Source organism: Pelomicrobium sp. G1, assembly GCF_051905455.1.
Lineage (GTDB): Bacteria > Pseudomonadota > Gammaproteobacteria > Burkholderiales > UBA6910 > Pelomicrobium.
Window position 1 is genome coordinate 211,093 of record NZ_JBQACR010000002.1, and the last position, 25,127, is coordinate 236,219.

General features: G+C 68.1%; 19 protein-coding genes. 9 read left to right on the forward strand and 10 right to left on the reverse strand.

Annotated features, from left to right (window positions below; translation table 11 throughout):
- Positions 1-170: 170 nt before the first annotated feature.
- The 7 genes from tkt to def form a co-directional block, all read right to left on the reverse strand.
- Positions 171-2,195, reverse strand: a complete 2,025-nt coding sequence (gene tkt, locus ACTFO6_RS03180; RefSeq protein ID WP_439932992.1) for a transketolase — start codon at positions 2,193-2,195, stop codon at positions 171-173.
- 235 nt (positions 2,196-2,430) lie between these two features.
- Entirely contained in the window at positions 2,431-3,693 is a 1,263-nt protein-coding gene (locus ACTFO6_RS03185; RefSeq protein ID WP_439932993.1) for a sigma-54-dependent transcriptional regulator, read from the reverse strand.
- Between the two features lie 8 nt (positions 3,694-3,701).
- Positions 3,702-5,858, reverse strand: a complete 2,157-nt coding sequence (locus tag ACTFO6_RS03190; RefSeq protein WP_439932994.1) for an ATP-binding protein — start codon at positions 5,856-5,858, stop codon at positions 3,702-3,704.
- A gap of 28 nt (positions 5,859-5,886) precedes the next feature.
- Entirely contained in the window at positions 5,887-6,480 is a 594-nt protein-coding gene (locus tag ACTFO6_RS03195) for a DUF4390 domain-containing protein (RefSeq protein WP_439932995.1), read from the reverse strand.
- Complete coding sequence (rsmB, locus tag ACTFO6_RS03200) at positions 6,437-7,732, reverse strand: 16S rRNA (cytosine(967)-C(5))-methyltransferase RsmB (RefSeq protein WP_439932996.1); 1,296 nt, start codon at positions 7,730-7,732, stop codon at positions 6,437-6,439. Before rsmB ends, ACTFO6_RS03195 begins: the two co-directional genes overlap by 44 nt.
- Positions 7,733-7,750: 18 nt before the next feature.
- Positions 7,751-8,680, reverse strand: coding sequence for a methionyl-tRNA formyltransferase (fmt, locus tag ACTFO6_RS03205; RefSeq protein WP_439932997.1), 930 nt, complete (start codon positions 8,678-8,680; stop codon positions 7,751-7,753).
- A 34-nt stretch (positions 8,681-8,714) separates the two neighbouring features.
- A complete protein-coding gene (gene def / locus ACTFO6_RS03210; RefSeq protein WP_439932998.1) occupies positions 8,715-9,218 on the reverse strand; it encodes a peptide deformylase in 504 nt (167 codons plus the stop codon).
- Positions 9,219-9,346: 128 nt separating this feature from the next.
- Here def and ACTFO6_RS03215 point away from each other — a divergent pair, with 128 nt between their 5' ends.
- The 3 genes from ACTFO6_RS03215 to ACTFO6_RS03225 all read left to right on the forward strand — a co-directional run bounded on the left by ACTFO6_RS03215 (position 9,347) and on the right by ACTFO6_RS03225 (position 14,196).
- Entirely contained in the window at positions 9,347-10,381 is a 1,035-nt protein-coding gene (locus tag ACTFO6_RS03215) for a LysM peptidoglycan-binding domain-containing protein (RefSeq protein WP_439932999.1), read from the forward strand.
- Positions 10,382-10,415: 34 nt separating this feature from the next.
- A complete protein-coding gene (dprA, locus tag ACTFO6_RS03220) occupies positions 10,416-11,516 on the forward strand; it encodes a DNA-processing protein DprA (RefSeq protein ID WP_439933000.1) in 1,101 nt (366 codons plus the stop codon).
- 139 nt (positions 11,517-11,655) lie between these two features.
- On the forward strand, positions 11,656-14,196 hold the full coding sequence (locus ACTFO6_RS03225) for a DNA topoisomerase III (RefSeq protein ID WP_439933001.1): 2,541 nt from the start codon (positions 11,656-11,658) through the stop codon (positions 14,194-14,196).
- Positions 14,197-14,224: 28 nt separating this feature from the next.
- On the opposite strand, the gene gyrB is transcribed toward ACTFO6_RS03225, so the two are convergent.
- The 3 genes from gyrB to dnaA all read right to left on the reverse strand — a co-directional run bounded on the left by gyrB (position 14,225) and on the right by dnaA (position 19,272).
- On the reverse strand, positions 14,225-16,654 hold the full coding sequence (gyrB, locus tag ACTFO6_RS03230; protein WP_439933002.1) for a DNA topoisomerase (ATP-hydrolyzing) subunit B: 2,430 nt from the start codon (positions 16,652-16,654) through the stop codon (positions 14,225-14,227).
- Positions 16,655-16,659: 5 nt separating this feature from the next.
- Positions 16,660-17,769: a DNA polymerase III subunit beta gene (gene dnaN, locus ACTFO6_RS03235; RefSeq protein ID WP_439933003.1), complete on the reverse strand. Its 1,110-nt coding sequence runs from the start codon at positions 17,767-17,769 to the stop codon at positions 16,660-16,662.
- 189 nt (positions 17,770-17,958) lie between these two features.
- On the reverse strand, positions 17,959-19,272 hold the full coding sequence (gene dnaA, locus ACTFO6_RS03240) for a chromosomal replication initiator protein DnaA (protein ID WP_439933004.1): 1,314 nt from the start codon (positions 19,270-19,272) through the stop codon (positions 17,959-17,961).
- A gap of 201 nt (positions 19,273-19,473) precedes the next feature.
- Between dnaA and rpmH the strand changes: the two genes are divergently transcribed.
- The 6 genes from rpmH (at position 19,474) to ACTFO6_RS03270 (ending at position 25,061) form a co-directional block, all read left to right on the forward strand.
- Complete coding sequence (gene rpmH / locus ACTFO6_RS03245; protein WP_439933096.1) at positions 19,474-19,608, forward strand: 50S ribosomal protein L34; 135 nt, start codon at positions 19,474-19,476, stop codon at positions 19,606-19,608.
- 47 nt (positions 19,609-19,655) lie between these two features.
- Positions 19,656-19,973: a ribonuclease P protein component gene (rnpA, locus tag ACTFO6_RS03250; RefSeq protein ID WP_439933097.1), complete on the forward strand. Its 318-nt coding sequence runs from the start codon at positions 19,656-19,658 to the stop codon at positions 19,971-19,973.
- On the forward strand, positions 19,958-20,191 hold the full coding sequence (gene yidD, locus ACTFO6_RS03255; protein WP_439933005.1) for a membrane protein insertion efficiency factor YidD: 234 nt from the start codon (positions 19,958-19,960) through the stop codon (positions 20,189-20,191). The genes rnpA and yidD overlap by 16 nt, the downstream gene beginning before the upstream one ends.
- Positions 20,173-21,819 (forward strand): membrane protein insertase YidC, encoded by a 1,647-nt coding sequence (gene yidC / locus ACTFO6_RS03260; protein WP_439933006.1) that lies wholly within the window; start codon positions 20,173-20,175, stop codon positions 21,817-21,819. The genes yidD and yidC overlap by 19 nt, the downstream gene beginning before the upstream one ends.
- Positions 21,806-23,149: a tRNA uridine-5-carboxymethylaminomethyl(34) synthesis GTPase MnmE gene (gene mnmE, locus ACTFO6_RS03265; protein ID WP_439933007.1), complete on the forward strand. Its 1,344-nt coding sequence runs from the start codon at positions 21,806-21,808 to the stop codon at positions 23,147-23,149. The genes yidC and mnmE overlap by 14 nt, the downstream gene beginning before the upstream one ends.
- A 73-nt stretch (positions 23,150-23,222) precedes the next feature.
- Positions 23,223-25,061 carry a phosphoenolpyruvate carboxykinase (GTP) gene (locus ACTFO6_RS03270; protein ID WP_439933008.1) on the forward strand — a complete coding sequence of 613 codons (1,839 nt, stop codon included), beginning with the start codon at positions 23,223-23,225 and terminating at the stop codon, positions 25,059-25,061.
- The last annotated feature ends 66 nt before the right edge of the window (positions 25,062-25,127 follow it).

Consider the following 25,127-nt stretch of genomic DNA (forward strand, 5'->3'; position numbering starts at 1 on the left):
CAAGCGCCGCGCCCGCGCGATCGCACCCGGCACCGCCTTCGCTCATAGCACCGACTTCACAGCCTTCACCACGTTTTAGCTCCGGCCTCACCTTGGCCTCCCGGCAAAGGTGAGCCTGCGCTGAAACTCAAGCGCCGCGCCCGCGCGATCGCACCCGGCACCGCCTTCGCTCATAGCACCGACTTCACAGCCTTCACCACGTTTTCCACGGTGAAGCCGAAGTGCTTGAAGAGGTCCCCGGCGGGCGCCGATTCGCCGAAGGTGTCGATCCCCACCACCGCGCCTTCGATCCCCACGTACTTGCGCCAGTAGTCGGTGACACCGGCTTCCACCGCCACCCGGGGTACACCCCTGGGCAGCACCGCTTCCCGGTACTGGGGATCCTGGCGATCGAACAGGGAGGTGCAGGGCATGGAGACCACCCGCACCGGGAGGCCCTCGCCGGCAAGGGCTTTCTGGGCGCCCATGGCGAGGGACACTTCCGAGCCGGTGGCGATGAGCACGCAGCGGGGCGCTCCCCCGGGCGCCTCCGCAAGCACGTAGCCCCCGCGCCGCACCCCCTCCAGGGCGGCCGCGTCCCGGGTCTGGAACGGAACGTTCTGCCGGGAGAGGAGGAGCGCCACCGGCCCGTCCCGGCGCTCGACGGCCCGCACCCAGGCCGCCGCGGTCTCCACCGTGTCGCACGGCCGCCACACCTCCATGTTGGGGATGAGCCGCAGGCTCGCCGCGTGCTCGATGGGCTGGTGGGTCGGCCCGTCTTCGCCGAGACCGATGGAGTCGTGGGTCAGCACGAACACCGCGTGCGCCTTCATCAGGGCCGCCATGCGCAAGGCGTTGCGGGCGTAGTCGGAGAACACCAGGAAGGTGCCGCCGTAGGGGATGAACCCGCCGTGCAGGGCCAGCCCGTTCATGATGGCGGCCATGCCGAACTCCCGCACGCCGTAGTGGATGTAGTTGCCGCCGTCCTTGCGGGTGACCGGCTTCGAGCCGGACCAGTTGGTCAGGTTCGACCCGGTGAGGTCCGCCGAGCCGCCGATCAGCTCCGGAAGCAGCGGCCCCAGCCCCTCGAGGGCGTTCTGGGACGCCTTGCGGGTGGCGATGGTCTCGGCCTTCTCGTGGGCCCGTTGCAGCAGCGCCTCCACGTGGGCGCTCCAGTTTTCCGGCAGCTCGCCCCGGATGCGCCGCTCGAACTCGGCCGCTTCCCGGGGATAGGCTTTGCGGTATTCGGCGAATTTGGCGTTCCACTCCGCCTCCAGCCTCGCCCCCTTTTTCCTGGCGTCCCAGGCCTCGTACACCTCCTTGGGAATCTCGAAGGGCCCGTAGTGCCAGCCGATGTGGGGCCGGGTGGCGGCCACCTCGGCCTCTCCCAGGGCCGCCCCGTGCACGTCGTGGCTTCCGGCCTTGTTGGGCGCGCCCATGCCGATCACCGTCTTGCAGCAGATGAGGCTGGGCTTGTCCGTGACCGCCTTCGCTTCCTCGATGGCCCCCTGGATCGCCACCGGGTCGTGGCCGTTCACGTTCGGCACCACGTGCCAGCCGTAGGCCTCGAAGCGCTTGGGGGTGTCGTCGGCGAACCAGCCTTCCACGTGCCCGTCGATGGAGATGCCGTTGTCGTCGTAGAAGCAGACGAGCTTGCCGAGCCCGAGGACCCCCGCCAGCGAACACGCCTCGTGGGAGACGCCCTCCATCAAGCAACCGTCGCCCAGGAACACGTAGGTGTAATGGTTGACGATGTCAAAGCCCGGACGGTTGAATTCCGCGGCCAGCACCTTTTCCGCGATGGCCATGCCCACGGCGTTGGCCAGTCCCTGACCCAGGGGGCCGGTGGTGGTCTCCACCCCGGGCGTGACCCCGTATTCCGGGTGGCCCGGCGTCTTCGAGTGCAGCTGGCGGAAGCGCTTGATCTCCTCCATGGGCAGGTCGTAGCCCGTGAGGTGCAGCAGCGCGTAGAGCAGCATGGAGCCGTGGCCGTTGGACAGAACGAACCGGTCCCGGTCGGGCCACTTGGGATTGGCCGGATTGTGGCGCAGATGATGGATCCACAACACCTCGGCGATCTCGGCCATGCCCATGGGCATGCCCGGGTGGCCGGACTTGGCCTTCTCCACCGCGTCCATGGCCAGCGCCCGGATGGCGCTGGTCAGGTTCTTGAAAACCGGTGCCTCGAAATCCTTGAAGCGCGCCTTGGCACTCATGCCTTGCTCCTTGGCGTTACGGTGAGGGATCCGGACGGGGCCCGGGCCCCGAGTCGCACTCCGAACGGCCCAGGCCGGGATCTGCGCCGAAGGGCGCTGATTATCGCCGACCCCTCATCCCCTAGGCAACGACACCCCCGCCGGATCCCTCGTGCGCGAGAAATTATGGGTGGCGGGCGCAGAGGAGAAAATCGAATGTTTTTATGGTGGGTATAACGACCGGGCGTCGGCGCGGTCAATCCTCGCCGCGGCCGGGAATGCGAATCCCCAACTGCTTCAGCTTGCGATAGAGGTGGGTGCGCTCGAGCCCCACCTTGTCCGCCACCCGGGAAATGTTGCCCTCTTCCCGGGCGATGTGGTGCTCGAAGTAGATCTGCTCGAAGCGCTCCCGGGCCTCCCGCAGGGGTAGATCCAGCGGGATCGGGAAGGGCTGCGCCGGGCCATCCGGGCGCGGCAGCAAGCGCTCGATCTCCTCCGCGGTGATCTCCGGGCCGAGGGCGGCGTGGGCGGCGGAACGGATCACCCCGTTCAGTTGCGCCAGATCGCCGGGCCAGCGGGCGTTGCGCAGCAGGTTGAGCGCCCCGGTGGACAGGGTGCGCACGGGCACCTCACCCGCCTCCACGCACTGGGAGAGGAGCATGCGAGCGATCTCGGGGATGTCTTCCCGGTGATCCTCGAGGGCCGGCACCGGGACAGTCAGCGCCGAGAGCAGCTCGTAGAGCTTGGCGTCGAACTGGCCTTGGCTCACCAGGGCAGCCAGGTTGTTGCGGGCGCTGGCGCACACCAGCCGGACGTTGTAGCGCTCCAGCTTGGCCGCGTGGATCAGCAGGCCCTTCTGCTCCAGGCGGCTCAAGTCCGCCACCTCCCGCAGGAACAACACGCCGTCGCGGGCCTCGGCCAGCAGGTCGACGGCCGGATCGATGAGGCGGGCGCCGTTCTCCAGCGCCACCCAGGGGGTGTTGGGGCGGTGCAGGAAGCGGGCGCACAGCTCCACCGGCGACCCCGGCGGGCCGAGGAGCAGCACCGGCGAGCGCAGGTTCGCCACCTGCTCCAGGCGGCGGCGCAGCTCGGCCACCACGGGCGAGCGGCCCAGGGCCAGCAGGGAAAGGGGCGGGGCGGGCTCGCTCTTGCCCCGCTGCAGGGCGCGCCCGACGGTGGCGAGCAGCTTCTGCATGGCGATGGGCTTTTCCAGGAAGTCGAAGGCGCCGATACGGGTCGCCTCCACCGCCGTGTCGATGGTGGCGTGCCCCGACATCATCACCACGGGCATGGTGAGCAGCCCCCGGCTGGCCCACTCCTTGAGCAGCGTCACCCCGTCGGTGTCGGGCATCCAGATGTCCAACAGCACCAGGTCGGGGCGCATGCGGTTGCGGATGTCCCGAGCCTGGCTGGCGTTCTCCGCCAGGCGCACCCGGTAGCCCTCGTCCTCCAGGATCTCGGACAGGAGCTCCCGGATGCCCACCTCGTCGTCCACGATCAGGATCTGGCTGGGTCCCATGGCCCGCCTCAGGAAGCCACCCGCCCCACGGCCATGCCGGCCTCGGCTACGGCGAGGGCCGGCAGCTCGATGGTGATGCGCGCCCCCCGGGGAGCGAGGTTTTCGATGCGCACTTTGCCGTCGTGGGCTTCGACGATTCTTCTCACGATGGCGAGCCCCAGTCCCGTGCCCTTGGGCTTGGTGGTGACGTAGGGTTCGAAGGCGCGGCGCACCACTTCCTCCGGAAACCCCTGGCCGTTGTCCAGCACCGACAGGGTCACCGTGCCGTCTTGCGCCCGGGTCGCCAGGGTGATCTGGGGCCGCGTCGCCTCCGCCGTGGCGTCCTGGGCGTTGCGCAGCAGGTTGTGGATCACCTGCCCCAACTGCTCCGCGTCGCCCATCACCAGGGGGAGCTGCGGCGCCAGGTCGACCCGGATAGCGGGCGCCGCCGCCTCGTAGAGGGGCAGAATGTCGTTGACCAGCCGGTTGATGTCAAGGGGCGCGCGCTTGATCTCCGGAAGCCGGGCGTAGCGGCTGAAAGCGTCCACCATGGTCTTCATGGCCGCGACCTGGGCGACGATGGTGCGGGTCGCCCGGGCGAGCACCTCCGCGTCGCGCCCGGTAAGCTTGTCCGCCAGCTTGTGCTGCAGCCGCTCGGCGGCGAGCTGGATGGGGGTGAGGGGATTCTTGATCTCGTGGGCCAGCCGGCGCGCCACCTCGCCCCAGGCCGCCTCCCGCTGGGCCTGGATCAGGTCGGTCACGTCGTCGAAAACCACCACGTAGCCGCTCGCCGCCACTTCCGGGAGCCGCGTGCCCCGCGCGAGCAGCACCTGGGTGCCGGAGGCGAGGGGTCGCTCCACCTGGCGCTGCCAGCGCTCCTCCTGGGATTGGGCGAATTCGCGCGCCACCGTCTCGACGAGAGGGGCGAGCTCCGGAAAGCGCTCGGCGATCTCGGCGTAGGTCAGGCCGACGAGGGCCTCCGCGTCCACCCCCAGGATGCGCGCCGCGCTGCGGTTGGCGGAGCGCAGCCGTCCCTCCTTGTCGAAGGCCACCACGCCCGAGGACAGGTTGGCGAGCAGGCTCTCCAGGTAAGCCTTGGCGCCTTCCACCTCGGCCTGCTTGCGCAGGGCCTCCGCCCGGGCCTCGGCGAGCTGCTGGGTCATGGCGTTGAACGAGGCCATGAGGATGCCCATCTCGTCCCGGCTCTGCACCGGGTGGCGGCGGCTGAAGTCCCCCTGGGCCACCGCCCGGGTGCCTTCAGCCAGCAGCCCCAGGGGCGCCGCCAGCCGCTCGCTCAGGATGAAAGCCAGGGCCAGCGCCGACAGCAGCGACAGCAGCAGCGACAGGGTCAGGGTCACGCGATACAGGCGCTTCAACCCGGTGCGCGCCAGTAGCAGCTCCTGGTAGTCCTGGTAGACCGCCTGCACCGACTCCGCGTCCTGCCTGAGCTGGGTCGGCACCGGCTGGATGAGCTGCAGCACCCGCACGTCCTCTCCCGGCAGGAGCACGTTCACCGGCATCAGCACCCGCAGCACCATGCCCCGGTCGGGCAGCCGCTCCACCGCCGAGTACGCCTTCTGCAACCGCACCTGCCGCAGCACGGCGGCGTCGGGAAAGTGGGGCAGCAGGGCCGCGCTGGCGCCGGTGGAGAAGGCGAGGAGCTTTCCCCGCTGGTCGAACAGGGACACTTCGAACAATCCCGTCTGCTCGCGCAACTGGTTGAGCAGCTCCAGGGGCTCGCGGCCGGGCTGTTCGGCGAGCACCAGGGAGAGATTCACCGCCGCCGCGTTCATGTCCTTGAGCATGTTGTCGAGGGCGGTACGGCCCAGGTTGAGGCCGCCTTCCAGCGCCCGCTCGACCCGCACGTCGAACCACGACTCGATGCTCTTGGTGAGGAACTGGACCGAGACCACGTACACCAGCGCCCCCGGCACCAGCGCCATGAGGGTGAAGAGCGCGAGCAGCTTGAAGGCCAGCCGCGAGCCGAACACGCCACGGCGCAGCTTCTTCACCAGCCGCGCGAGCTGCGTTCCCACCACCAGCAGCAACAGGACCACGAGCGCCCCGTTCAGCGCCAGCAGCAGCGGATACTGGTCGGCGAAAAGGGCGCTGTTGCGGCTCGCGGTGGCGAGGAGATATAGCAGCACCGCGCCCAGCCCGATGACGATGACCACCAGGTACTTCACGGGCGCCTCCTGCGGGCGGCGGCGCGGCTCACGGCATGAACCTCCACTGGTACCAGTCGGACTCGATCGCCCAGTCCCGGGTGGTGAGGGAGCTCACTTGAAACGGCGGCGGCAGCCGGGCGGGATCCAGGCGCATGCGCACCGCCGCCCGGTACACCACGCCCCGCTCGAGGGCTCGGCCGTCCAGCACCCGCCAGCCCCGCACCCGCCCCGCCCAGCGCAGCGCCGCCTCTAGGCTGTCGGCCACATGGGTGCCCTGATCGTCGGACACCTCGTACTGGCGCGTGAGGGGGACGTAGGAGAGCCGCACCGAATGCTCGCCGCCCGCGATGCGCTTGCCGAACCAGTACCTGCGCGGGCGCGACACTTCCACGTCCACCACGAAATGGACCGGCACGCCCTTGCTCAGGGCGGTAATGACGACGGGATTGAGGGAGATGGCGAAATCCGCGTTCAGGACGTAGCCGCTGCCCGCTTGCACCAGCTCGGCCGAATTCACCTCGATCGCCTCGGCCCGGGCCGCGGCGGCAGCGGCGAGGAGCAGGCAGGCGGCAAGCGCCCCGCGCCACGGACGCCGCTCAGCCCAGGGCCGGTTCAGCGCTTCCCTTACCGAGCAGGGCATAGAAAAATCCGTCCTGGGAGGCGTCGGGGAAAAGCTGCCGCATGCCGGACTCGGCGCCCGGCAGCGGCAGGAGCCGGGCGTCGCCGTGCCGCTCGAGGAACGCGCCGATGACGCCCTGATTCTCCTCGGCGAACACGGAGCAAGTGACGTAGAGCAATTTACCACCACTGTCCAGGACCCGCCACACGCCGTCCAGGATACGCCCCTGCTCGGCGGCGAACCGGGGAAGATCGGCGGCGCGTCTCAACCACTTGATGTCAGGATGGCGCCGCACGACCCCCGAGCCGCTGCAGGGCACGTCCGCCAGCACCCGCTGGAAGGGCCGGCCGTCCCACCAGCGTTGCGGGTCCGCGCCATCGGCGCACAGGAGGCTTGCCGAAAGCCCCAGGCGGGCAAGGTTGGCCTCGACCCGCTTCAGCCGCTCCGGGTCCCGGTCTAGGGCCACCAGCGCCACGTCCGCGTGCTCGAGGAGGTGGGCCGCCTTGCCCCCCGGGGCGCTGCAGGCGTCCAGCACCCGCATCCCGGGCTGCGGGTCCAGGAAGGCGGGCGCGAGCTGGGCTCCCAGGTCCTGCACCGACACCCAGCCTTCGGCAAAGCGCGGCAGCCGCTCCACCGGCACCGGCCGCTCCAGCAGCACTCCCGCGGGCGGCACCGGGCGGGCTTCGAGCCCCGCCTCCGTGAGCAGCGCCAGGTACCCCTCCAGGGTCGTGCGCCGCAGGTTCACCCGCAGGCCCATGGGCGGATGCCCGTTGCCGGTCTCGAGCAGCGCCCGGTAGCGCCCGGGATACTGGATCTTCAGCGCCTCGATCCACCAGCGGGGATGGGAGTAGCGGGCGCTCTCGTCGTCGGCCACGGCGCTCCTCACCAGCTCCGCCGAGCGGCGCTGGAAGGCGCGCAACACCGCGTTGGCGAACCCGCGCGCCCCCTGCCCTGCCAGCTCGCCCGCAAGCCCCACCGCTTCGCTTACCACGGCGTGGGGCGCCGCCCGGGTGGCATGGAGCTGGTACAGAGCCACCAGGAGCAAGGCCCGAAGCCGCTGCGGGCGGGGGGCCTTACGCGCGAGCCGCTCGAGGACCGCGGCGAGCAGCCCGTAGTGGCGCAGGGTGCCGTAGGCCAGATCCTGGGCGCGGGCCCGCTCGGCCCCCGCCAGATCTTTCCGCCGGTCCAAGGCGAGGGGCAGCGCCGTGGAGAGACTCTCGCCCCCGAGGACCCGCGCCACCGCTTCGGCGGCCACCCGCTGGGCTTCGCGCATCGTCCCGAGACCCCCGCTTCAGCCGCCCAGCCGCTCCCCGGGCTGCAGGGGGAAGCCCCGCAGGAACTCGGCCGCGGGCAAGCGCCGCCCGCCCGGGCGCTGCAATTCCAGGATCCGCAGCGCCCCCGAGCCGCAGCCCACCACCAGGCCTTCCGCGTTCGCCTGGAGCACCCGACCGGGCGCGCCCCCTGGAGATTCCACCGGCCGAGCCCGCCACAGCTTGAGGGCCGTGCCTCTGGCGGAGGTGGCGGCTCCCGGATGGGGGCTGAACGCTCGCACCTGGCGCTCGATGAAAGCGGCCTCCCGGCTCCAGTCGATGGCGGCTTCCTCCCGGGCGATCTTGGGGGCGTAGCAGGCCCCCGCCTCATCCTGGGGCGTGGGGCGCAGCTTCTCCGCTTCCAGGGCGTCCAGAGCTTCCACGATACATTGGGCCCCCAGGGCAGCCAGCTTGCCGGTGAGGCTGCCTGCGGTATCGTCCGGGGCAATGGGCAGGGCCCGCTGGAGCAGCACCGGGCCGGTGTCCAGGCCCTCGTCCATCTGCATGATGGTAATGCCCGTTTGCTCGTCCCCGGCGAGGATGGCTCGTGGGATGGGCGCGGCGCCGCGCCAGCGGGGGAGGAGGGAGGCGTGGATGTTGACGCAGCCATGGCGCGGGATCGCTAGGACCGCGCGGGGGAGGAGCAGGCCGTAGGCCGCCACTACCAGCACATCCGGCGCCGCCTCCACCAGCGCCTGCTGGACCGCCCCATCCCGCAGGGTCTGGGGCTGGAGCAACGCGAGCCCCGCCTCCTGCGCCAGTCGCTTCACCGGGCTTGGGGCGGGCTTGAGGCCCCGACCTGCCGGCCGGTCCGGCTGGGTCAATACCAGCATGACCCGGTGTCGGGAACGCAGCAGCGCCGCCAAGGCGGTCGCCGCGAATTCGGGCGTGCCGGCGAAAACGAGATTCATGGGGGAATCTCCCGGTCCTGGACCGGGACCGGGCTCACATGACCTTGCGCTGCTGCTTGCGCAGCTTGGCCAGGATGCGATTCTGCTTGAGGCGCGAGAGGTACTCGACGAAGACCTTGCCCTGCAGGTGGTCCATCTCGTGCTGGATGCACACGGCGAGCAGGCCCTCCGCGTCCAGGGTGAAGGATTTGCCCTGCGGGTCCAAGGCCCGCACGGTCACCCGCTCGGCCCGCTGCACCCGCTCGAAAATGCCGGGCACCGAAAGGCAGCCCTCTTCGATCTCCGACACGCCGCTCTTCGCCAGGATCTCCGGGTTGATGAGCACCAGCAACCGATCCCGGGTCTCGGACACGTCGATGGTGATCACCTGCAGATGAACGTCGATCTGGGTGGCAGCGAGCCCGATGCCTGGGGCGGCGTACATGGTCTCCGCCATGTCCTGGACCAAGGCCCGGATGGAATCGTCCACCAAGGCGACCGGGGCCGCTTTCTTGTGCAGCCGAGGATCGGGGTACTGCAGGATTTGCCGGATCGCCATAAAATCTTGCCGATTGAATGGACTATATGGAGAATTTAATCTAAAGTGTCAACTGGAAGCCAGCCGTCCGCCCCTCTTTACTCCGCCGGCGGGGGAGGCGCCAGCCCATCGAAAAAGGCGAAGCCGCTATGCATAAGAGCATTATATCCCTGTTTTTGTTTCCTTGTTTCCTCCTTTGGCTGCCCGCCAAGGGCGTTCAGGCCCAGCCCCTACAGCTCGTCCCTGACGCCCCGGACCGGTACGTGGTCCAGAAGGGCGACACCCTGTGGGCCATCTCCGGCCGCTACCTCCAGAGCCCGTGGCGCTGGCCCGAGCTATGGGGGATGAACAAGGAACAGATCAAAAATCCCCACCTGATCTATCCGGGCGACGTGCTGGTGCTGGACCGCCGCGGCCCGGCACCCCGGCTCTCCAAGGAAATGGAGACGGTGAAGCTCTCTCCCCGGGTCCGGGTGGAGCCCAGCACCCGGGAGGCCATTCCCACCATCCCGGCGAGCGCCATCCGGCCGTTCTTGGCCAAGCCTCTGGTGGTGGACGCCCAAGGACTCCATGGGGCGCCCCGCATCGTCGCCATGCAGGAGGGGCGGGTGATCGCCTCCGCCGGCGACCTGCTGAGCGTCGCCGGCCTGCCCCAGGGCCAGGGCCTGCTCTGGGACATCTACGAGCTGGGGGGTGCCTTGAAAGACCCGGGAACTGGAGAAATCCTGGGCCACGAGGCGGTGCATCTGGGGACGGGCCGGATCGTGCGCCATGAACCCGCGGCCACGGTGGTGGAGGTGGTGGATTCCAACCAGGAGATCCTTCTGGGGGCCCGGCTGGTGAAAGCCGTCGAAATGCCTTACATCAACTTCGTACCTAAGGCGCCCCAGCGCCGGATCTCCGGTTTCGTCATCTCCACCTACGGCGGGAGCACCGAGGCGGGCCCCACCGCCGTCGTGGCCATCAACAAGGGCAAGCGGGACGGCCTGGAGCTTGGGGACGTACTGAAGGTGCGGGCGGGCCAAGGCCGGGCGACGGTGGAGCGGGGGCGCTCGGCGGAGGCCGCCCCTGACCAGAGCATCGGGTTGATCATGGTGTTCCGCACCTTCGACCGGGTGTCCTACGCCATGGTGATGCAGGCGAACCGCCAAGTGGCGCCTCTGGACACGATCGAAAACCCTTGAGCGACGGCAGGGCCGCGACCGGGCGATTTCGCCCATGGCGCCGGATCGCCGCACCGAGGCCTGGGTTCGGCTGAGCCTCGTTCCCGGATCGGGCGGCAAGACCCTGCGGAGTCTCCTCGCCGCCTGCGGCGGACCGGAAGAGGTGCTGGCCGCCTCCCGGGGCTTGGTCGCCCGCATCGCCGGGGAAGCCGCCGCGGCCCGCTTGCAGGCGGGCCCTGACCCGGCCCAGGTCGAAGCGACCCTGGCCTGGGCCCAACTCCCCGGCCATCACCTGGTGGCCCTGGACGACCCCCGCTATCCCGGACAACTGCTCCATATCCCGGATCCACCCCTGCTCCTGTACGTGAGGGGCAGGGCCGAGCTCCTGGCGCGACCGGCCCTGGCCATCGTGGGCAGCCGCAACGCCACGCCCCAGGGCCTGGCCAACGCCGAAGCCTTCGCCAAGGCCTTGAGCGACGCCGGGCTGACCATCGTGAGCGGTCTCGCCTTGGGGATCGACGCCGCGGCCCATCGGGGCGGCCTCGCCGGAGCCTCCAGCAGCGTGGCGGTCACCGGGACCGGGCTTGACCGGGTCTACCCGGCCCGCAACCGGGACCTGGCCCTGGCCCTGGCGGAACAGGGGGCCCTGGTGTCCGAGTTTCCCCTGGGAACGCCCGCCCGGGCGGAGAACTTCCCCCGCCGCAATCGGCTCCTGAGCGGCCTGTCCCGGGGTTGCCTCGTGGTGGAGGCGGCGCTCCAGAGCGGCTCCCTCATCACCGCCCGCCTGGCCGCAGACCAGGGCCGGGAAGTCTTCGCCATCCCCGGCTCTATCCACTCGCCCCTGTCAAAGGGCTGCCATGCCCTCATCAAGCAGGGGGCGAAGTTGGTAGAAACCGCCCGGGACATCCTGGAAGAGCTGGGCCTCCAAGCGGCGGGCATCGGGCCGTCCTTAGGCCTCGCCCCCGGTTCTGCGGCACCCGGCCAGGCGGAGGCCTCGCCCCTGCTCGCCCACCTGGGCTTCGACCCGGTGGACCTGGATACTCTGGCCCAGCGCAGCGGCCGGCCACCCCAGGAGCTCCTGGCAGAGCTGGTGGCCCTGGAGCTGGAAGGCCGGATCGCCAGCCTACCCGGCAGCCGCTACCAGAGAATCAAATAAAAAAATCAAAATATTGTGAGTAAGTAAGCGCTCGCAATACGAGTGCCCCGGCTGCCCGCCTGACTTGTACCGCCCGGGAATAGCTCCTATCATCAACCGCTTTCTTTTTCCGGCGCGAACGCTCCCAGCGGTCCATTCCATGGGTAAGAAACTGATCATCGCCGAGAAGCCTTCCGTCGCCGCGGACATCGCCCGGGCGCTGGGGGGCTTCAAGAAGCACGGCGAGTATTACGAAAGTGATCGCTACGTGCTCTCCTCCGCCGTGGGCCATCTGCTGGAGCTAGCCGTTCCTGAGGGGCACGAGGTGAAGCGAGGCAAGTGGTCCTTCGCCCACCTACCGGTGATCCCGCCCCACTTCGAGCTCAAGCCCATCGAAAAATCCGAGGAGCGGCTCAAGCTCTTACTGCGCCTCATCAAGCGCAAGGACGTGACGGGCCTCATCAACGCCTGCGACGCCGGGCGCGAAGGGGAGCTCATCTTCCGCTACATCGTCCGCTACGCCAAAACCCGCAAGCCCATCGAGCGGCTGTGGTTGCAGTCCATGACCCCCGAGGCGATCCGGGAGGGCTTCGCCCAGCTCAAGAAGGACGAGGAGCTGCGGCCCCTGGCGGACGCGGCCGTGTGCCGCTCGGAGGCGGACTGGCTGGTGGGCATCAACGGCACCCGGGCCATGACCGCCTTCAACTCCAAGGACGGGGGCTTCTACAAGACCACCGTCGGGCGGGTCCAGACGCCCACCCTGCGCATCCTGGTGGAGCGGGAGGAGCAGATCCGCAACTTCGTGCCCCGGGACTACTGGGAGGTGCACGCCACCTTCGCCTGCGCGGGGGGCGAATACCCGGGCCGCTGGTTCGACGAAAAGGCGGCCAAAACGGGCGCCGAGGGCGACCCCGAGGCGCGGCCCGAGCGGCTGTGGGACCAGGCCCGGGCGGAGGCGATCCGCGCCAAGTGCGAGGGCAAGCCGGGCACGGTCAGCGAGGAGGCGAAACCGTCCACCCAGGTGGCGCCGCTGCTTTTCGACCTGACCAGCCTGCAGCGGGAGGCCAACAGCCGGTTCGGCTTCTCCGCCCGCATGACCCTGTCCCTGGCCCAGGCCCTGTACGAAAAGCACAAGGTGCTCACTTATCCGCGCACCGACTCCCGGGCGTTGCCCGAGGATTACCTCGCCACGGTCAAGAAGACCCTGGAGACCCTGCGCGGGGGGAAGAAAAGCGAAGCCTCCCCCTACGCCCCCTTTGCCGACCAGATCCTGAAACAGGGCTGGGTGCGGCCGAACAAGCGGGTCTTCAACAACGAGAAGGTCTCGGACCATTTCGCCATCATCCCCACCCTGCAGCCGCCCAAGCACCTGAACGAGACGGAAGCGAAGCTCTACGACTTGGTGGTGCGCCGCTTCCTGGCGGTGTTCTACCCAGCGGCCGAGTACTTGGTGACCACCCGGATCACCCGGGTGGCGGGCGAGGCGTTCAAGACCGAAGGGCGGGTGCTGGTGAACCCGGGCTGGCTCGCGGTCTACGGCAAGGCGGCCGAGGAGGACGCCCAGCGCCTTCCTCCCGTCCAGGCGGGAGAGAAGGCGCGCACCCTAGCGGTGGAGGTGCGGCAGAACCAGACCAAGCCTCCTCCCCGCTACACGGAGGCCACGCTCCTCTCCGCCATGGAGGGGGCGGGCAAGCTCATCGAGGACGAGGAGCTGCGGGCGGCGATGGCGGCCCGGGGCCTGGGAACCCCCGCCACCCGCTCCCAGATCATCGAGGGCTTGATCCAGGAGGAATACGTGCATAGGAACGGCCGGGATCTGCAGCCCACCGCCAAGGCCTTCTCCCTGCTCTTCGCCCTGGACCACTTCGGGGTCAACGAGCTCACCTCCCCGGAACTCACGGGCCAATGGGAGTACAAGCTCAAGCAGATGGAGCAGGGGAAGCTCCCCCGCAGCGAGTTCATGGACCACATCGTGGACCTCACCCGCGACATGGTGAAGCGCATCAAGGAGGGAGAGATCCCGGACGAAGCCTTCCGCACCCTCAAGACGCCCTGTCCCAAGTGCGGCGGCGTGGTGCAGGAGAACTACCGCAAGTTCCAGTGCCAGGGCTGCGACTTCGCCATCTGGAAGGTGATCTCCGGCCGAGAGCTGGAGCCGGAAGAGGTGGAGCGGTTGATCACCCAGCGCAGCGTGGGGCCCCTCACGGGCTTTCGCAGCCGCATGGGCCGGCCGTTTTCGGCGGTCCTACGGCTCAGCGACGACCTGCGCACCGAGTTCGACTTCGGTCAGGCGAGTGCCGAAGGCGACGAGGAGGAAGCGGACTTCTCAGGCCAGGAGCCCGTGGGCCCCTGTCCCAAGTGCGGGGCCCGGGTCTACGAGGTCGCCGCGGCGTACCTGTGCGAGCGCTCGGTGGGGCCCAGCCGTAGCTGCGACTTCCGTACCGGCAAGGTGATCCTGCAGCGGCCCATCGAGCGGGAGCAGATGAAGAAGCTGCTTGCCCACCGCAAGACCGACCTGCTGCATCGCTTCATTTCCCGCAAGAACGGCCGCCCGTTCTCCGCCTTTCTCACCCTGTCGGGCGATGGCAGCGTGGGGTTCGAGTTCGCTCCCAGGGAATCCAAGAGCGCGAAGCAGAGAGAAGCGGGAGAGGCCAAAGCGGCGCCGAAGCCCGAAACCCGCCGCCGGGCAGCCGCCAAATAACCCCTTTTAACCCCTTTCGAAATCGCCTCTAGATATCCAGGTTGCGTACGCCGAGGGCGTTTTCCTCGATGAACGCCCGCCGCGGCTCCACCTGATCCCCCATCAGGGTGGTGAAGATCTCGTCCGCGGTGATGCTGTCCTCGATCTGGGCCTTGAGCAGCCGGCGCTTGGCCGGGTCCATGGTGGTCTCCCAGAGCTGCTCCGGGTTCATCTCCCCCAGGCCCTTGTAGCGCTGGATGGAGGCGTGGGCGCGCACTTCGGCGAGGAGCCAGTCGATGGCCTCGCGGAAATCGGCGACCGCCCGCTTGTGCTCGCCCCTGGCCACGTAGGCCCCTTTGTGCAGCAGGCCCGAAAGGGCTTGGGCCGTCTCCCGGATCTGGGCGCAATCGCCGCTTTGCAAGAACTCCTGGTCGATGGAGCTCGCGCGCACGACCCCGTGCTCCCGGCGCAGGATCATAAGGCGCAGGGCCTCGGTGGCCTCGTCCACCCCCACCTCGACGGCGAGCGCCGGATCGTCCACCGCCGCCGCCAGGACCCTGGCGCTTTCCTCCGCCGCCGCCCGGCCGGACAGGTCCAGCGTCACGCCCTTGAGCAGGGCGCGCAGGGCGTCCCGGTCCACCCCCCGGCTTAGCCGGTCGATCACCGCTTCGGCGAGAAGATACTGTTCCGCGAGCCTCTGGAAAGCGGCCGGTGGCAGCGCCTCTGCCTCCGCCGAGGGGTACAGGGCCGCGTCGGCGAGGGCCTGCTTGAGCAGGAACTGCTTGAGCTCGTGGTCGTCCCGCAAATAGGTCTCCTGGCGCCCAAGCTTTATCTTGTAGAGGGGCGGCTGGGCGATGTAGATATGGCCGCGCTCGATCAGCTCCGGCATCTGGCGATAGAAGAAGGTGAGCAGCAGCGTACGGATGTGGGAGCCGTCCACGTCGGCGTCCGTCATGATGATGATGCGGTGGTAGCGCAGCCTGTCCGGGTTGTACTCGTCCTTGCCGATGCCGGTGCCCAGCGCCGTGATCAGGGTGGCGATCTCCTGGGAGGAGATGAGCCTGTCGAAGCGCGCCCTCTCCACGTTGAGGATCTTGCCCTTCAAGGGCAGCACCGCCTGGAAGCGCCGGTCCCGCGCCTGCTTGGCCGAGCCGCCGGCGGAGTCCCCTTCCACCAGGTACAGTTCCGACCGGGACGGGTCCCGTTCCTGGCAGTCGGCGAGCTTCCCCGGCAGGCCGAAGCCGTCCAGCACCCCCTTGCGCCGGGTGAGCTCGCGCGCTTTCCGCGCCGCCTCCCGGGCCCGCGCCGCCTCGATGATCTTGTTGCAGATGATCCTGGCGTCCTGGGGATGCTCCATCAGGAAGTCGTGGAGCTTGGCGGAGACGATCTCCTGCACCACCGGCTGGACCTCCGAGGAGACCAGCTTGTCCTTGGTCTGGGAGGAGAACTTGGGCTCGGGGACCTTCACCGAGAGCACGCAGGTCAGCCCTTCCCGCATGTCGTCGCCGGTGGTCTCCACCCTGGCCTTCTTCGCCAGCTCCTCCTTCTCGATGTAGCTGTTGAGCGTGCGCGTGAGCGCCGCCCGAAGCCCGGTCAAATGGGTGCCACCGTCGCGCTGGGGGATGTTGTTGGTGAAGCACTGGACCGACTCCTGGTAGGAGTCGTTCCACTGCATGGCCACCTCCACCGTGATGCCGTCCTTTTCTCCGACCGCGTGGAAGATGTTGGAGTGGAGCACCACCTTGGTGCGGTTCATGTACTCCACGAACCCCTTGACACCGCCGCTGTAAGCGAAGTCCTCGCTCTTGCCGCTGCGCTGGTCCACGAGCTGGATCCTGACGCCGTTGTTCAGGAACGAGAGCTCCCGCAGCCGCTTGGCCAGGATCTCGTAGTGGAACTCCACCTTGCCGAAGATCTTCTCGTCGGCGAGGAAGTGCACTTCGGTCCCGGTCTTCTCGGTCTTGCCGATCACCTTGAGGGGCGCCACCGGCACGCCGTGGTCGAACTCCATGGCGTGCACCAGGCCGTCGCGGCGGATGGTGAGGCGCAGCCACTTGGAGAGGGCGTTGACGCAGGACACCCCCACCCCGTGCAGCCCGCCCGACACCTTGTAGGAGTTGCTGTCGAACTTGCCCCCGGCGTGCAGCTCGGTCATCACGATCTCCGCCGCCGAGCGCTTGAGCTCGTCGTCCTCCTTGATCCCGGTGGGGATGCCGCGGCCGTTGTCGATCACCGACACGGAATTGTCCGGGTGGATCACCACCTTGATGTCGTCGCAGTAGCCGGCCAACGCCTCGTCGATGGAGTTGTCCACCACCTCGAACACCATGTGGTGCAGCCCGGTGCCGTCGGAGGTGTCGCCGATGTACATGCCGGGGCGCTTGCGCACCGCCTCCAAGCCCTTCAGCACCTTGATGCTGCTGGAGTCGTAGCTGGAGCTCGGGCGTTCTTTGGCCGCTATCTCAGTCACCGGATTCACCCTCGTTAGATGCGCATCGGCATGACGACGTACTTGAACTGGTCGTCGCCCGGCACCGTCACCAGGCAGCTGGAATTGGGATCGTTAAAGGCGCAGCGCACGGTCTCGCTGGCAAGATTGCCCAGCACGTCCAAGAGGTAGGTCACGTTGAAGCCGATGTCCAGCGGCTCGCCGCTATAGGCCACCGCCAGCTCCTCCTGGGCCTCCTCCTGCTCGTTGTTGGTGCAGATCACCCGCAGGCTATCGGCTGTCAGCACCAGGCGCACGCCGCGGATCTTGTCGTTGGAGAGGATGGCGGTGCGGCTTAGCGCCTGCAGGAAGGCGAGGCGCGGCAACTCGACCACCTTGGGATGGGCCTGGGGAATCACCCGCTGGTAGTCGGGGAACTTGCCGTCTACCACCTTGGAGACCAGCACCACGCCGCCGAAGGCGAAGCGTACCTGGTTCGGCCGCACGGTGATCTCCACCGCGTCCTCCGAGTCCGACAGGAGCTTCAGCACCTCCAGCACTGCCTTGCGCGGCACGATCACCTCCCGCGCTTCCTGGGCGGAGGGAAGCCCCGTCGCGGCGTAAGCCAGACGGTGGCCGTCGGTGGCCACCAGCTTGAGGGCCTGGCCGCCCAGCACCAGCAGCAGCCCGTTCAGGTAGTAGCGGATGTCCTGCTGGGCCATGGCGTAATGGACCAGGGCCAGCAGCCGCCGCAACTCCTTCTGCGGCAGCCGCACGCTCAATTCGTCACCCGCGGTCTCGGCGAGCCGGGGAAAGTCCTCGGCGGGCAGGGTCTGCAAGCTGAAGCGGCTGCGGCCCGCCTTGACCTGGAGCCGCCCGTCCTCCTGGGCGAGCGCCACCTGGGCATCCTCCGGAAGCGCCCGCAGGATATCGTGGAGCTTGCGCGCCGCCACGGTGAGGGAGAAAGGTTTCGCGCTTTCCTTGAGCCCGTGAGCCGAGGTGGAGACCTGGATCTCCAGGTCGGTGGCCATGAAGCGAGTGCCGTCCTGGCCGCGCTCGATCAGCACGTTGGATAGGATCTGAAGGGTGTGCCGCCTCTCGACGATTCCGGTGACCGCCTGGAGGGGCCTCAAAAGCGCGTCCCGGTCGGCTTCGATCAGTAACATGATTGTCCTTCTGGTAAGAATAGATAAGCCCGTCGAAAAGCCCTCGAAACAGGAAATTTGTTAATTATAACAATCTCTTGTACCTATGGAAAGACTGGGTATAAGCCCCAGTCGGGCTGTGGACAGATTGTGTACGAAAAACCGGACCGGACGCGCCGCGGGGGTTATCCACAGGCTGTCCATGCGCCATCAACCGCGCAGGATCTGAATGAGCGTCTTGAAATCCCGGGAGATTTCAGGGTTTGTGGCCTGCAGCTCGCCGATCTTGCGGCAGGCGTGGAGCACGGTGGTATGGTCGCGCCCTCCGAAGGCGTCGCCGATGTCCGGCAGGCTCAAGGAGGTGAGTTCCTTGGCCAGCGCCATGGCGAGCTGTCGCGGGCGGGCCACGTTGCGGGAGCGCTTCTTCGAGTACAGGTCCGACACCTTGATCTTGTAGTAGTCGGCCACCGTCTTCTGGATGTTCTCGATGGAGATCTGCCGGCTCTGCACCGCCAGCAGGTCCTTCAGCGCCTCCCGGGCCAGGTCGAGGGTGATGGGCATGCCGGTGAAGCGGGAGAAGGCTACCACGCGCTTGAGTGCCCCCTCTAGCTCCCGGACGTTGGAGCGGATGTGCTTGGCGACGAAGAAAGCGACGCCCTCGTCCAGTTGAATCTGCTCGGAGGCCGCCTTCTTGATCAGGATCGCCACCCGCATTTCCAGCTCCGGCGGCTCCACCGCCACCGTGAGTCCCCAGCCGAAGCGGGAGATCAGCCGGTCTTCGATCCCGTTGATCTCCTTCGGGTAGCTGTCGCAGGTGATCACCACCTGCTTGTGGGCCTCGATCAGGGCGTTGAAGGCGTAGAAAAACTCCTCCTGGGTGCGGCTCTTGCCACCGAAGAACTGGATGTCGTCGATCAGCAGCAAGTCCAGGGAGTGGTAGTACTGCTTGAAGTCGTCGAAGGACTTGTGCTGGTAAGCCTTCACGACGTCGGAGACGTACTGTTCGGCGTGGGTGTAGCGGATCTTCGCTTCGGGATGGAGTTCGTGCACCAGGTTACCGATGGCCTGGATCAGATGGGTCTTTCCCAGTCCCACGCCGCCATAGATGAACAGGGGGTTGTAGGCGGTGCCGGGATTTTCCGCCACCTGGATGGCGGCGGCCCGGGCGAGTTGGTTCGCCTTGCCGGTGACGAAGGTGTCGAAGGTGAAGATGGGATTGAGCCGGCTCGGGTCCCGGACCCGGGTTCTGGCTCGGGGCAGGCTCGCGGCGCCGGCACCCTCGACCCCCTGACCCGAAAGCTCCAGGGTGACGGGCACGGCCGCGGCGAAATGGGCCTTGGCCATGCCTTCGATCGCCTCCAGGAAGCGGTCCCGCACCCAGTCCAGGACGAAGCGGTTGGGGGCGTGGAGGACGATGCCCCGGGGCTGCCGCTCGTATTTCAACGGCTTGATCCAGGTCTTGAACTGCTGCGGCGTGAGCTCGCGCTCGAAATGCTTGAGACAGCCTGCCCAGAACTCGTCCATGGAGATGGGGGATCTTTTTTTGGGAGAAGGACTTCGCGCCGGCGGCGCGAAATCGACGAAGCGTTATTCTAGTCCCTTCGCCGTGCCTTATCCACAGCGCCCGAGCGCGTCCGCGGCTGCGCCGCCAGCGGGCCGCGGTTGACAGGGTGCGGGTCTCGGTTTGTAATAGCGGGCTTTTCCGCCCAACGATGAGGTTTAACCATGAAGCGCACCTATCAGCCGTCGGTCGTTCGGCGAAAGCGCACCCATGGCTTCCGGGTCCGCATGCGCAGCCGCTCGGGTGCGGCAGTGATCCGCGCGCGCCGGGCGAAGGGCCGCGCTCGGCTCAGCGTCTGACCCTGGCGGTACGGCGGCACGGTTTTCCCAAATCGGCGCGACTGCGCCTGCCCGGTGAGTTTCGCGCCGTCTTCGAGCAGCGTTCGAGCCTCGCCGGCCAGTATTTCCAGGTGTTCGCCCGGCGCAACGGCCTGGGGCGGCCGCGGCTCGGCCTGGCGGTCTCCCGCAAAGCGGCGCCCCGCGCCGTGGATCGCAACTACGCCAAGCGCATCGCCCGGGAAGTCTTCCGCCAGCGGCAGGCGGCGTTGGGAGGGGCGGACATTGTCGTGCGCTTGAGGCGCCCGATTTCCCGAAGGGAGGGGGGAGCGGCGCGGGAAGAGCTGGCGGCCCTGATGCAGAGAATTGCCCCATGTCACGGTTCCTGATCGTCCTTATCCAGGCCTACCAGATAGGGGTGAGCCCCCTGCTCGGACCCCGTTGCCGGTTTACCCCGAGCTGCTCCGAATACGCCCGGGAGGCGATCCAGCGTCACGGCCCCGGACGGGGGACGTGGCTCGCCCTCAAGCGCCTGGCGCGCTGCCATCCGTTCCACGCCGGGGGCTATGACCCGGTGCCCGAGGACCCATGGAAATCCAACGGCTGATCCTGTTCCTGATCTTTTCCATGTCCCTGCTGTTCCTGTGGGACGCCTGGCAGCAGCACCAGCGCGGCTCCGTCGCGCCCGCGCCCCAGGCTCAACCCGCGCCCGAGGCGCCGGCGCCCACGGTGGGGCGGGAGCTGCTGGAGAAGCAGGGGGATCTCGCGCAAGCCGAGCGCCCGGCCACGCCTGCGAGCGGCAGCACCCTCACCGTCACCACCGACGTGCTGCGGGCGCAGATTCAGACCCTGGGGGGGGATCTGGTCCGGCTGGAGCTGCTCAAGCATCCGGGAGCGGTGGATAAGAGCAAGCCCTTCGTCTTGTTCCAGCGGGAGGGGGAACGGGTGTATGTGGCCCAGTCGGGCCTGATCGGGGATAGCCTGCCGAGCCACAAGACCCTCTTCACCGCCGAGCCTGGGTCCTACCAGCTCAAGCCGGGGGAGGACGCGGTGCAGGTGCGGCTCGCTGCTCCGCCCGTCAACGGTACCGTGGTGGAGAAGATCTACACCTTCCGCCGCGGCAGCTACGTGGTGGACGTGGCCTTCTCCATCCGCAACGAGGGCGCCGCGCCCATCGCTCCCTTCGCCTACTACCAGTTTCAGCGGGACGGCAAGGCCCCCGAGGGCGAGCAGCGGTTCCTCCATACCTACACCGGCCCCGCAGTGTACACCGAGGCGACCAAGTTCCAGAAGCTTCCCTTCTCGGATATCGAGAAGGGCAAGGCAGAGCTGCCGAAGGCGGCCAGCGACGGCTGGATCGCCATGGTGCAGCATTATTTCCTTGCGGCCTGGCTGCCCGAGGGCAACGCCTCCCGGGAATTCTTCGCCCGGCAGCTTGCCCCGGACTTGTACGCCGTAGGGATCATCGTGCCGGTGGGCACCCTCGAGCCGGGGGCGAGCCGCACGGCGAGCATGCGGCTTTACGCAGGGCCCCAGGAACAGCGCACCCTGGCCCAGCTCGCCCCCGGCCTCGACCTGGTGGTGGACTACGGCTGGCTCACCGTGATCGCGGTGCCTCTGTTCTGGGTGCTGGATCTGTTCCATCGGTGGGTGGGCAACTGGGGCGTGGCCATCATCCTGCTCACCGTGCTGGTCAAGGCCGTGTTCTATCCCCTGTCCGCGGCGAGCTACCGCTCCATGGCACGCATGAAGGCCGTCACTCCCCGGCTGCAGCGGATCAAGGAGCTGTACGGCCACGACCGGCAGAAGCTGCACCAGGCGATGATGGAGCTCTACAAGGAGGAGAAAATCAACCCTTTGGGCGGATGCCTGCCGATCCTGATCCAGATCCCGGTGTTCATCGCCCTGTACTGGGTGCTGGTGGCGGCGGTGGAGCTGCGCAACGCTCCCTTCGTCGGCTGGATCCAGGACCTCTCGGCGCCGGATCCCTATTTCGTCCTGCCGGTGGTGATGGGCGCCACCATGTGGATCCAGACCAAGCTCAACCCCACGCCCCCGGACCCGATCCAGGCCCGGGTGATGCAGATCATGCCCATCGCCTTCTCCATCTTCTTTTTCTTCTTCCCGGCGGGGCTGGTGCTCTACTGGCTGGTGAACAACGTTCTGTCCATCGCGCAGCAGTGGTACATCACCCGCCGGATGGAGCGGGCGACCGCTGCCCATGCAAAACGGTGAGCCGATCGCGGCCATCGCCACGCCTCCCGGGCGCGGCGGCATCGGCATCGTGCGGCTCTCCGGCCGGGATCTCAAGCCTTTCCTGATCGCGCTCCTCGGGCGCGTGCCCAAGCCCCGCTTCGCCACCCTGGCCTGCCTCCAGGACGCCGAGGGGAGGGTGATCGACGAAGGCATCGTGCTCTATTTCCCCGCGCCCCACTCCTACACGGGGGAAGACGTGGTGGAGCTGCAGGGCCACGGCGGAATGACCGTGCTTCGCCTTCTCCTCCAGCGCTGCCTGGAGCTGGGCGCCCGGCTCGCCGAGCCGGGGGAATTCAGCAAGCGGGCTTTCTTAAGCGGCAAGCTGGACCTGGCCCAAGCGGAAAGCGTGGCCGACCTGATCGACGCCTCCACCGCGCAGGCCGCGCGCAGCGCCATGCGCTCCCTTCAGGGGGAGTTCTCCCGGGAAGTGAACGCGCTCAAAGAGGAGCTGATCGAGCTGCGGGCCCTTACCGAGGCGACCCTGGATTTCCCCGACGAGGAGATCGATTTTCTGCGGGAAGCCGACGCCTTCGGGCGGCTCGAGCGGCTGCGCCGCAAGCTCGAGACGCTCACCGCCAACGCCCGGCAGGGAGCGCTCCTGCGGGAAGGGGCCCAGGTGGCCCTGGTGGGGCGCCCGAACGTGGGCAAGTCGAGTCTGCTCAACCGCCTGGCGCGGGAGGAGGTGGCCATCGTCACCGAGGTCCCCGGCACCACCCGGGACACCCTGCGCAGCCACGTGGAGATCCAGGGCGTGCCCTTCCACATCATCGACACCGCTGGCCTGCGGGAGACCCAGGACGCGGTGGAGCGCATCGGCATCGAACGGGCGCGGGCGGTGGCGGCCCAGGCGGACCTGGTGCTGGTGGTCACCGAGTACGCCCGGGGGGTGACGCCGGAAGATGAGGCGATCCTGCGGGAGTTGCCCCCGGGGCTCCCGCGGGTGATCGTGCGCAACAAGATCGATCTCGTCGGCGTGGCGCCCCGACTCGCCCAGGAAGGGAGTGCGGCCGAGGTGTGGCTCTCCGCCAAGACGGGGGAGGGGGTGGATCTGCTGCAGCAGGCGCTGCTCCGGCAGGCGGGATGGACGGGGGGCGACGAAGGGCTGTTCATGGCCCGGGCGCGGCACCTGGAGGCCCTCGCCCGGGCCGAGGAGCGGCTCGCCGCCGCGGCCGAGGCGGCGGGCCGGGGCCTGGAGCTCTTCGCCGAGGAGCTGCGCCTGGCCCACCTGGCCCTGGGCCAGATCACGGGGGAGTTCACCGCCGACGATCTGCTGGGCCAGATCTTTTCCCGCTTCTGCATCGGCAAGTAGGGTTCCGCGGTGCCTCGGGGCTCGTGTAAAGTGTGTGTCCCATCCCGTCCAACAAAAAAGCAGGGCTACAACGATGAATCGAACCACGGCGGCCGCCGCGAGCCGGCTCGGCGCTCCTGACGAAGTGAGGCATGCACGGCTCATCGAGTGGGTGCGAACCATCGCCGAGCTTGCCCGGCCGGAGCGGATCGTGTGGTGCGACGGCAGCCAGGCCGAGTACGATCGGCTATGCGACGAGATGGTGGCCGCGGGCACCTTGATCCGCCTGAACCCGGCGCTTCGTCCCAACAGCTTCCTGGCCCGCTCCGACCCCACCGACGTGGCGCGCATGGAGGACCGCACTTTCGTGTGCAGCCGCCGCCGGGAAGACGCCGGCCCCAACAACAACTGGGTGGACCCACAGGAGATGCGGGGCACGCTTCGGCGGCTGTTCGCCGGCTGCATGCGCGGCCGCACCCTGTACGTGGTGCCGTTTTCCATGGGGCCGGTCGGCTCCCCCATGGCCCACGTCGGGGTGGAGCTCACCGACTCGCCCTACGTGGTGGTCAGCATGCGCATCATGACCCGCATGGGGCGCGCCGTGTACCGCGTCCTGGGAGAGGACGGTGATTTCGTGCCCTGCGTTCATTCCGTTGGCATGCCCCTCGGCCCCGGCGAAAAGGACGTCCCCTGGCCGTGCAACCGCCAGGAGAAGTACATCGTGCATTTCCCCGAGGACAAGGAAATCTGGTCCTACGGCTCGGGCTACGGCGGCAACGCGCTTCTCGGCAAGAAATGCTTTGCCCTGCGCATCGCCTCCGTCATGGCCCGGGAGCAGGGCTGGCTCGCCGAGCACATGCTCATTCTCGGGGTCGAGTCTCCGAGCGGCGAAAAGAAGTACATGGCGGCCGCCTTCCCTAGCGCCTGCGGCAAGACCAACCTGGCCATGCTGGTGCCGCCCAAGGCCCTGGCGGGCTGGAAGGCTACCACAGTGGGGGAGGACATCGCCTGGATCAAGCCCGGCGCCGACGGACGCTTCTACGCCATCAACCCGGAAGCGGGCTTCTTCGGCGTCGCCCCGGGCACTTCCACCGAGACCAACCCCAACGCCGTGGCCACCCTCCATGCCAATTGCATTTTCACCAACGTGGCCCTGACCCCCGAGGGGGACGTCTGGTGGGAGGGCATGACCCGCACGCCGCCCCCGGTGCTCACCGACTGGCAGGGTGAGCCCTGGACCCCGGACTGCGGGCGCAAGGCGGCCCATCCCAACGCCCGCTTCACCGTGCCCACTGCCCAGTGTCCATCCATGGACACGGAATGGGAGAACCCGGACGGGGTGCCGATCTCGGCCTTCATCTTCGGCGGGCGCCGCTCCGAGACGGTGCCCCTGGTGACCGAGGCCTTCAGTTGGAGCGACGGGGTCTACATGGCCGCCACCATGGGATCCGAGACCACCGCCGCCGCTACCGGCCAGGTAGGGGTCGTGCGCCGGGACCCCTTCGCCATGCTGCCGTTCTGCGGCTATCACATGGGGGACTATTTCCAGCACTGGCTGAGGATGCGCCGGGCGGTGGTGGAGCTGCCCCGGATCTTCCGCGTCAACTGGTTCCGGCTCGGGCGGGACGGCGGCTTCCTATGGCCCGGCTTCGGCGAGAACATGCGGGTCCTCCAATGGATTTTCGAGCGCTGCGCCGGCCGGGCGAATGCCCGGGAGACCGGGCTCGGCTGGATGCCCCGGTACGAGGACCTGGACTGGCGCGGGCTGGAGTCCTTCCCCCCGGCCCAGTTTGAGGAGCTCATGTCGATAGACCTGGAGGCGTGGCGCCAGGAACTTGCCGCCCACCGGGAATGGTTCGAGCGGCTGGGGGAGCGCCTGCCCCGGTCCCTGGCCCTGAGACAGGAGCTACTGGCCCTCGAGCTGGGCGCATGATTTATACAACAAATTGATTTTAATTAATTTTTAGCCGTTCCGTTTCACGTGAAACGCCCATGGGCA

What these genes read in the sequence shown, in the direction of transcription:
- tkt (WP_439932992.1), bottom strand. Translation starts at nt 2,195, where the DNA reads ATGAGTGCCAAGGCGCGCTTCAAGGATTTCGAGGCACCGGTTTTCAAG.
- ACTFO6_RS03185 (WP_439932993.1), bottom strand. Translation starts at nt 3,693, where the DNA reads ATGGGACCCAGCCAGATCCTGATCGTGGACGACGAGGTGGGCATCCGG.
- ACTFO6_RS03195 (WP_439932995.1), bottom strand. Translation starts at nt 6,480, where the DNA reads ATGCCCTGCTCGGTAAGGGAAGCGCTGAACCGGCCCTGGGCTGAGCGG.
- rsmB (WP_439932996.1), bottom strand. Translation starts at nt 7,732, where the DNA reads ATGCGCGAAGCCCAGCGGGTGGCCGCCGAAGCGGTGGCGCGGGTCCTC.
- fmt (WP_439932997.1), bottom strand. Translation starts at nt 8,680, where the DNA reads ATGAATCTCGTTTTCGCCGGCACGCCCGAATTCGCGGCGACCGCCTTG.
- def (WP_439932998.1), bottom strand. Translation starts at nt 9,218, where the DNA reads ATGGCGATCCGGCAAATCCTGCAGTACCCCGATCCTCGGCTGCACAAG.
- ACTFO6_RS03215 (WP_439932999.1), top strand. Translation starts at nt 9,347, where the DNA reads ATGCATAAGAGCATTATATCCCTGTTTTTGTTTCCTTGTTTCCTCCTT.
- dprA (WP_439933000.1), top strand. Translation starts at nt 10,416, where the DNA reads ATGGCGCCGGATCGCCGCACCGAGGCCTGGGTTCGGCTGAGCCTCGTT.
- ACTFO6_RS03225 (WP_439933001.1), top strand. Translation starts at nt 11,656, where the DNA reads ATGGGTAAGAAACTGATCATCGCCGAGAAGCCTTCCGTCGCCGCGGAC.
- dnaN (WP_439933003.1), bottom strand. Translation starts at nt 17,769, where the DNA reads ATGTTACTGATCGAAGCCGACCGGGACGCGCTTTTGAGGCCCCTCCAG.
- dnaA (WP_439933004.1), bottom strand. Translation starts at nt 19,272, where the DNA reads ATGGACGAGTTCTGGGCAGGCTGTCTCAAGCATTTCGAGCGCGAGCTC.
- rpmH (WP_439933096.1), top strand. Translation starts at nt 19,474, where the DNA reads ATGAAGCGCACCTATCAGCCGTCGGTCGTTCGGCGAAAGCGCACCCAT.
- yidD (WP_439933005.1), top strand. Translation starts at nt 19,958, where the DNA reads ATGTCACGGTTCCTGATCGTCCTTATCCAGGCCTACCAGATAGGGGTG.
- yidC (WP_439933006.1), top strand. Translation starts at nt 20,173, where the DNA reads ATGGAAATCCAACGGCTGATCCTGTTCCTGATCTTTTCCATGTCCCTG.
- mnmE (WP_439933007.1), top strand. Translation starts at nt 21,806, where the DNA reads ATGCAAAACGGTGAGCCGATCGCGGCCATCGCCACGCCTCCCGGGCGC.
- ACTFO6_RS03270 (WP_439933008.1), top strand. Translation starts at nt 23,223, where the DNA reads ATGAATCGAACCACGGCGGCCGCCGCGAGCCGGCTCGGCGCTCCTGAC.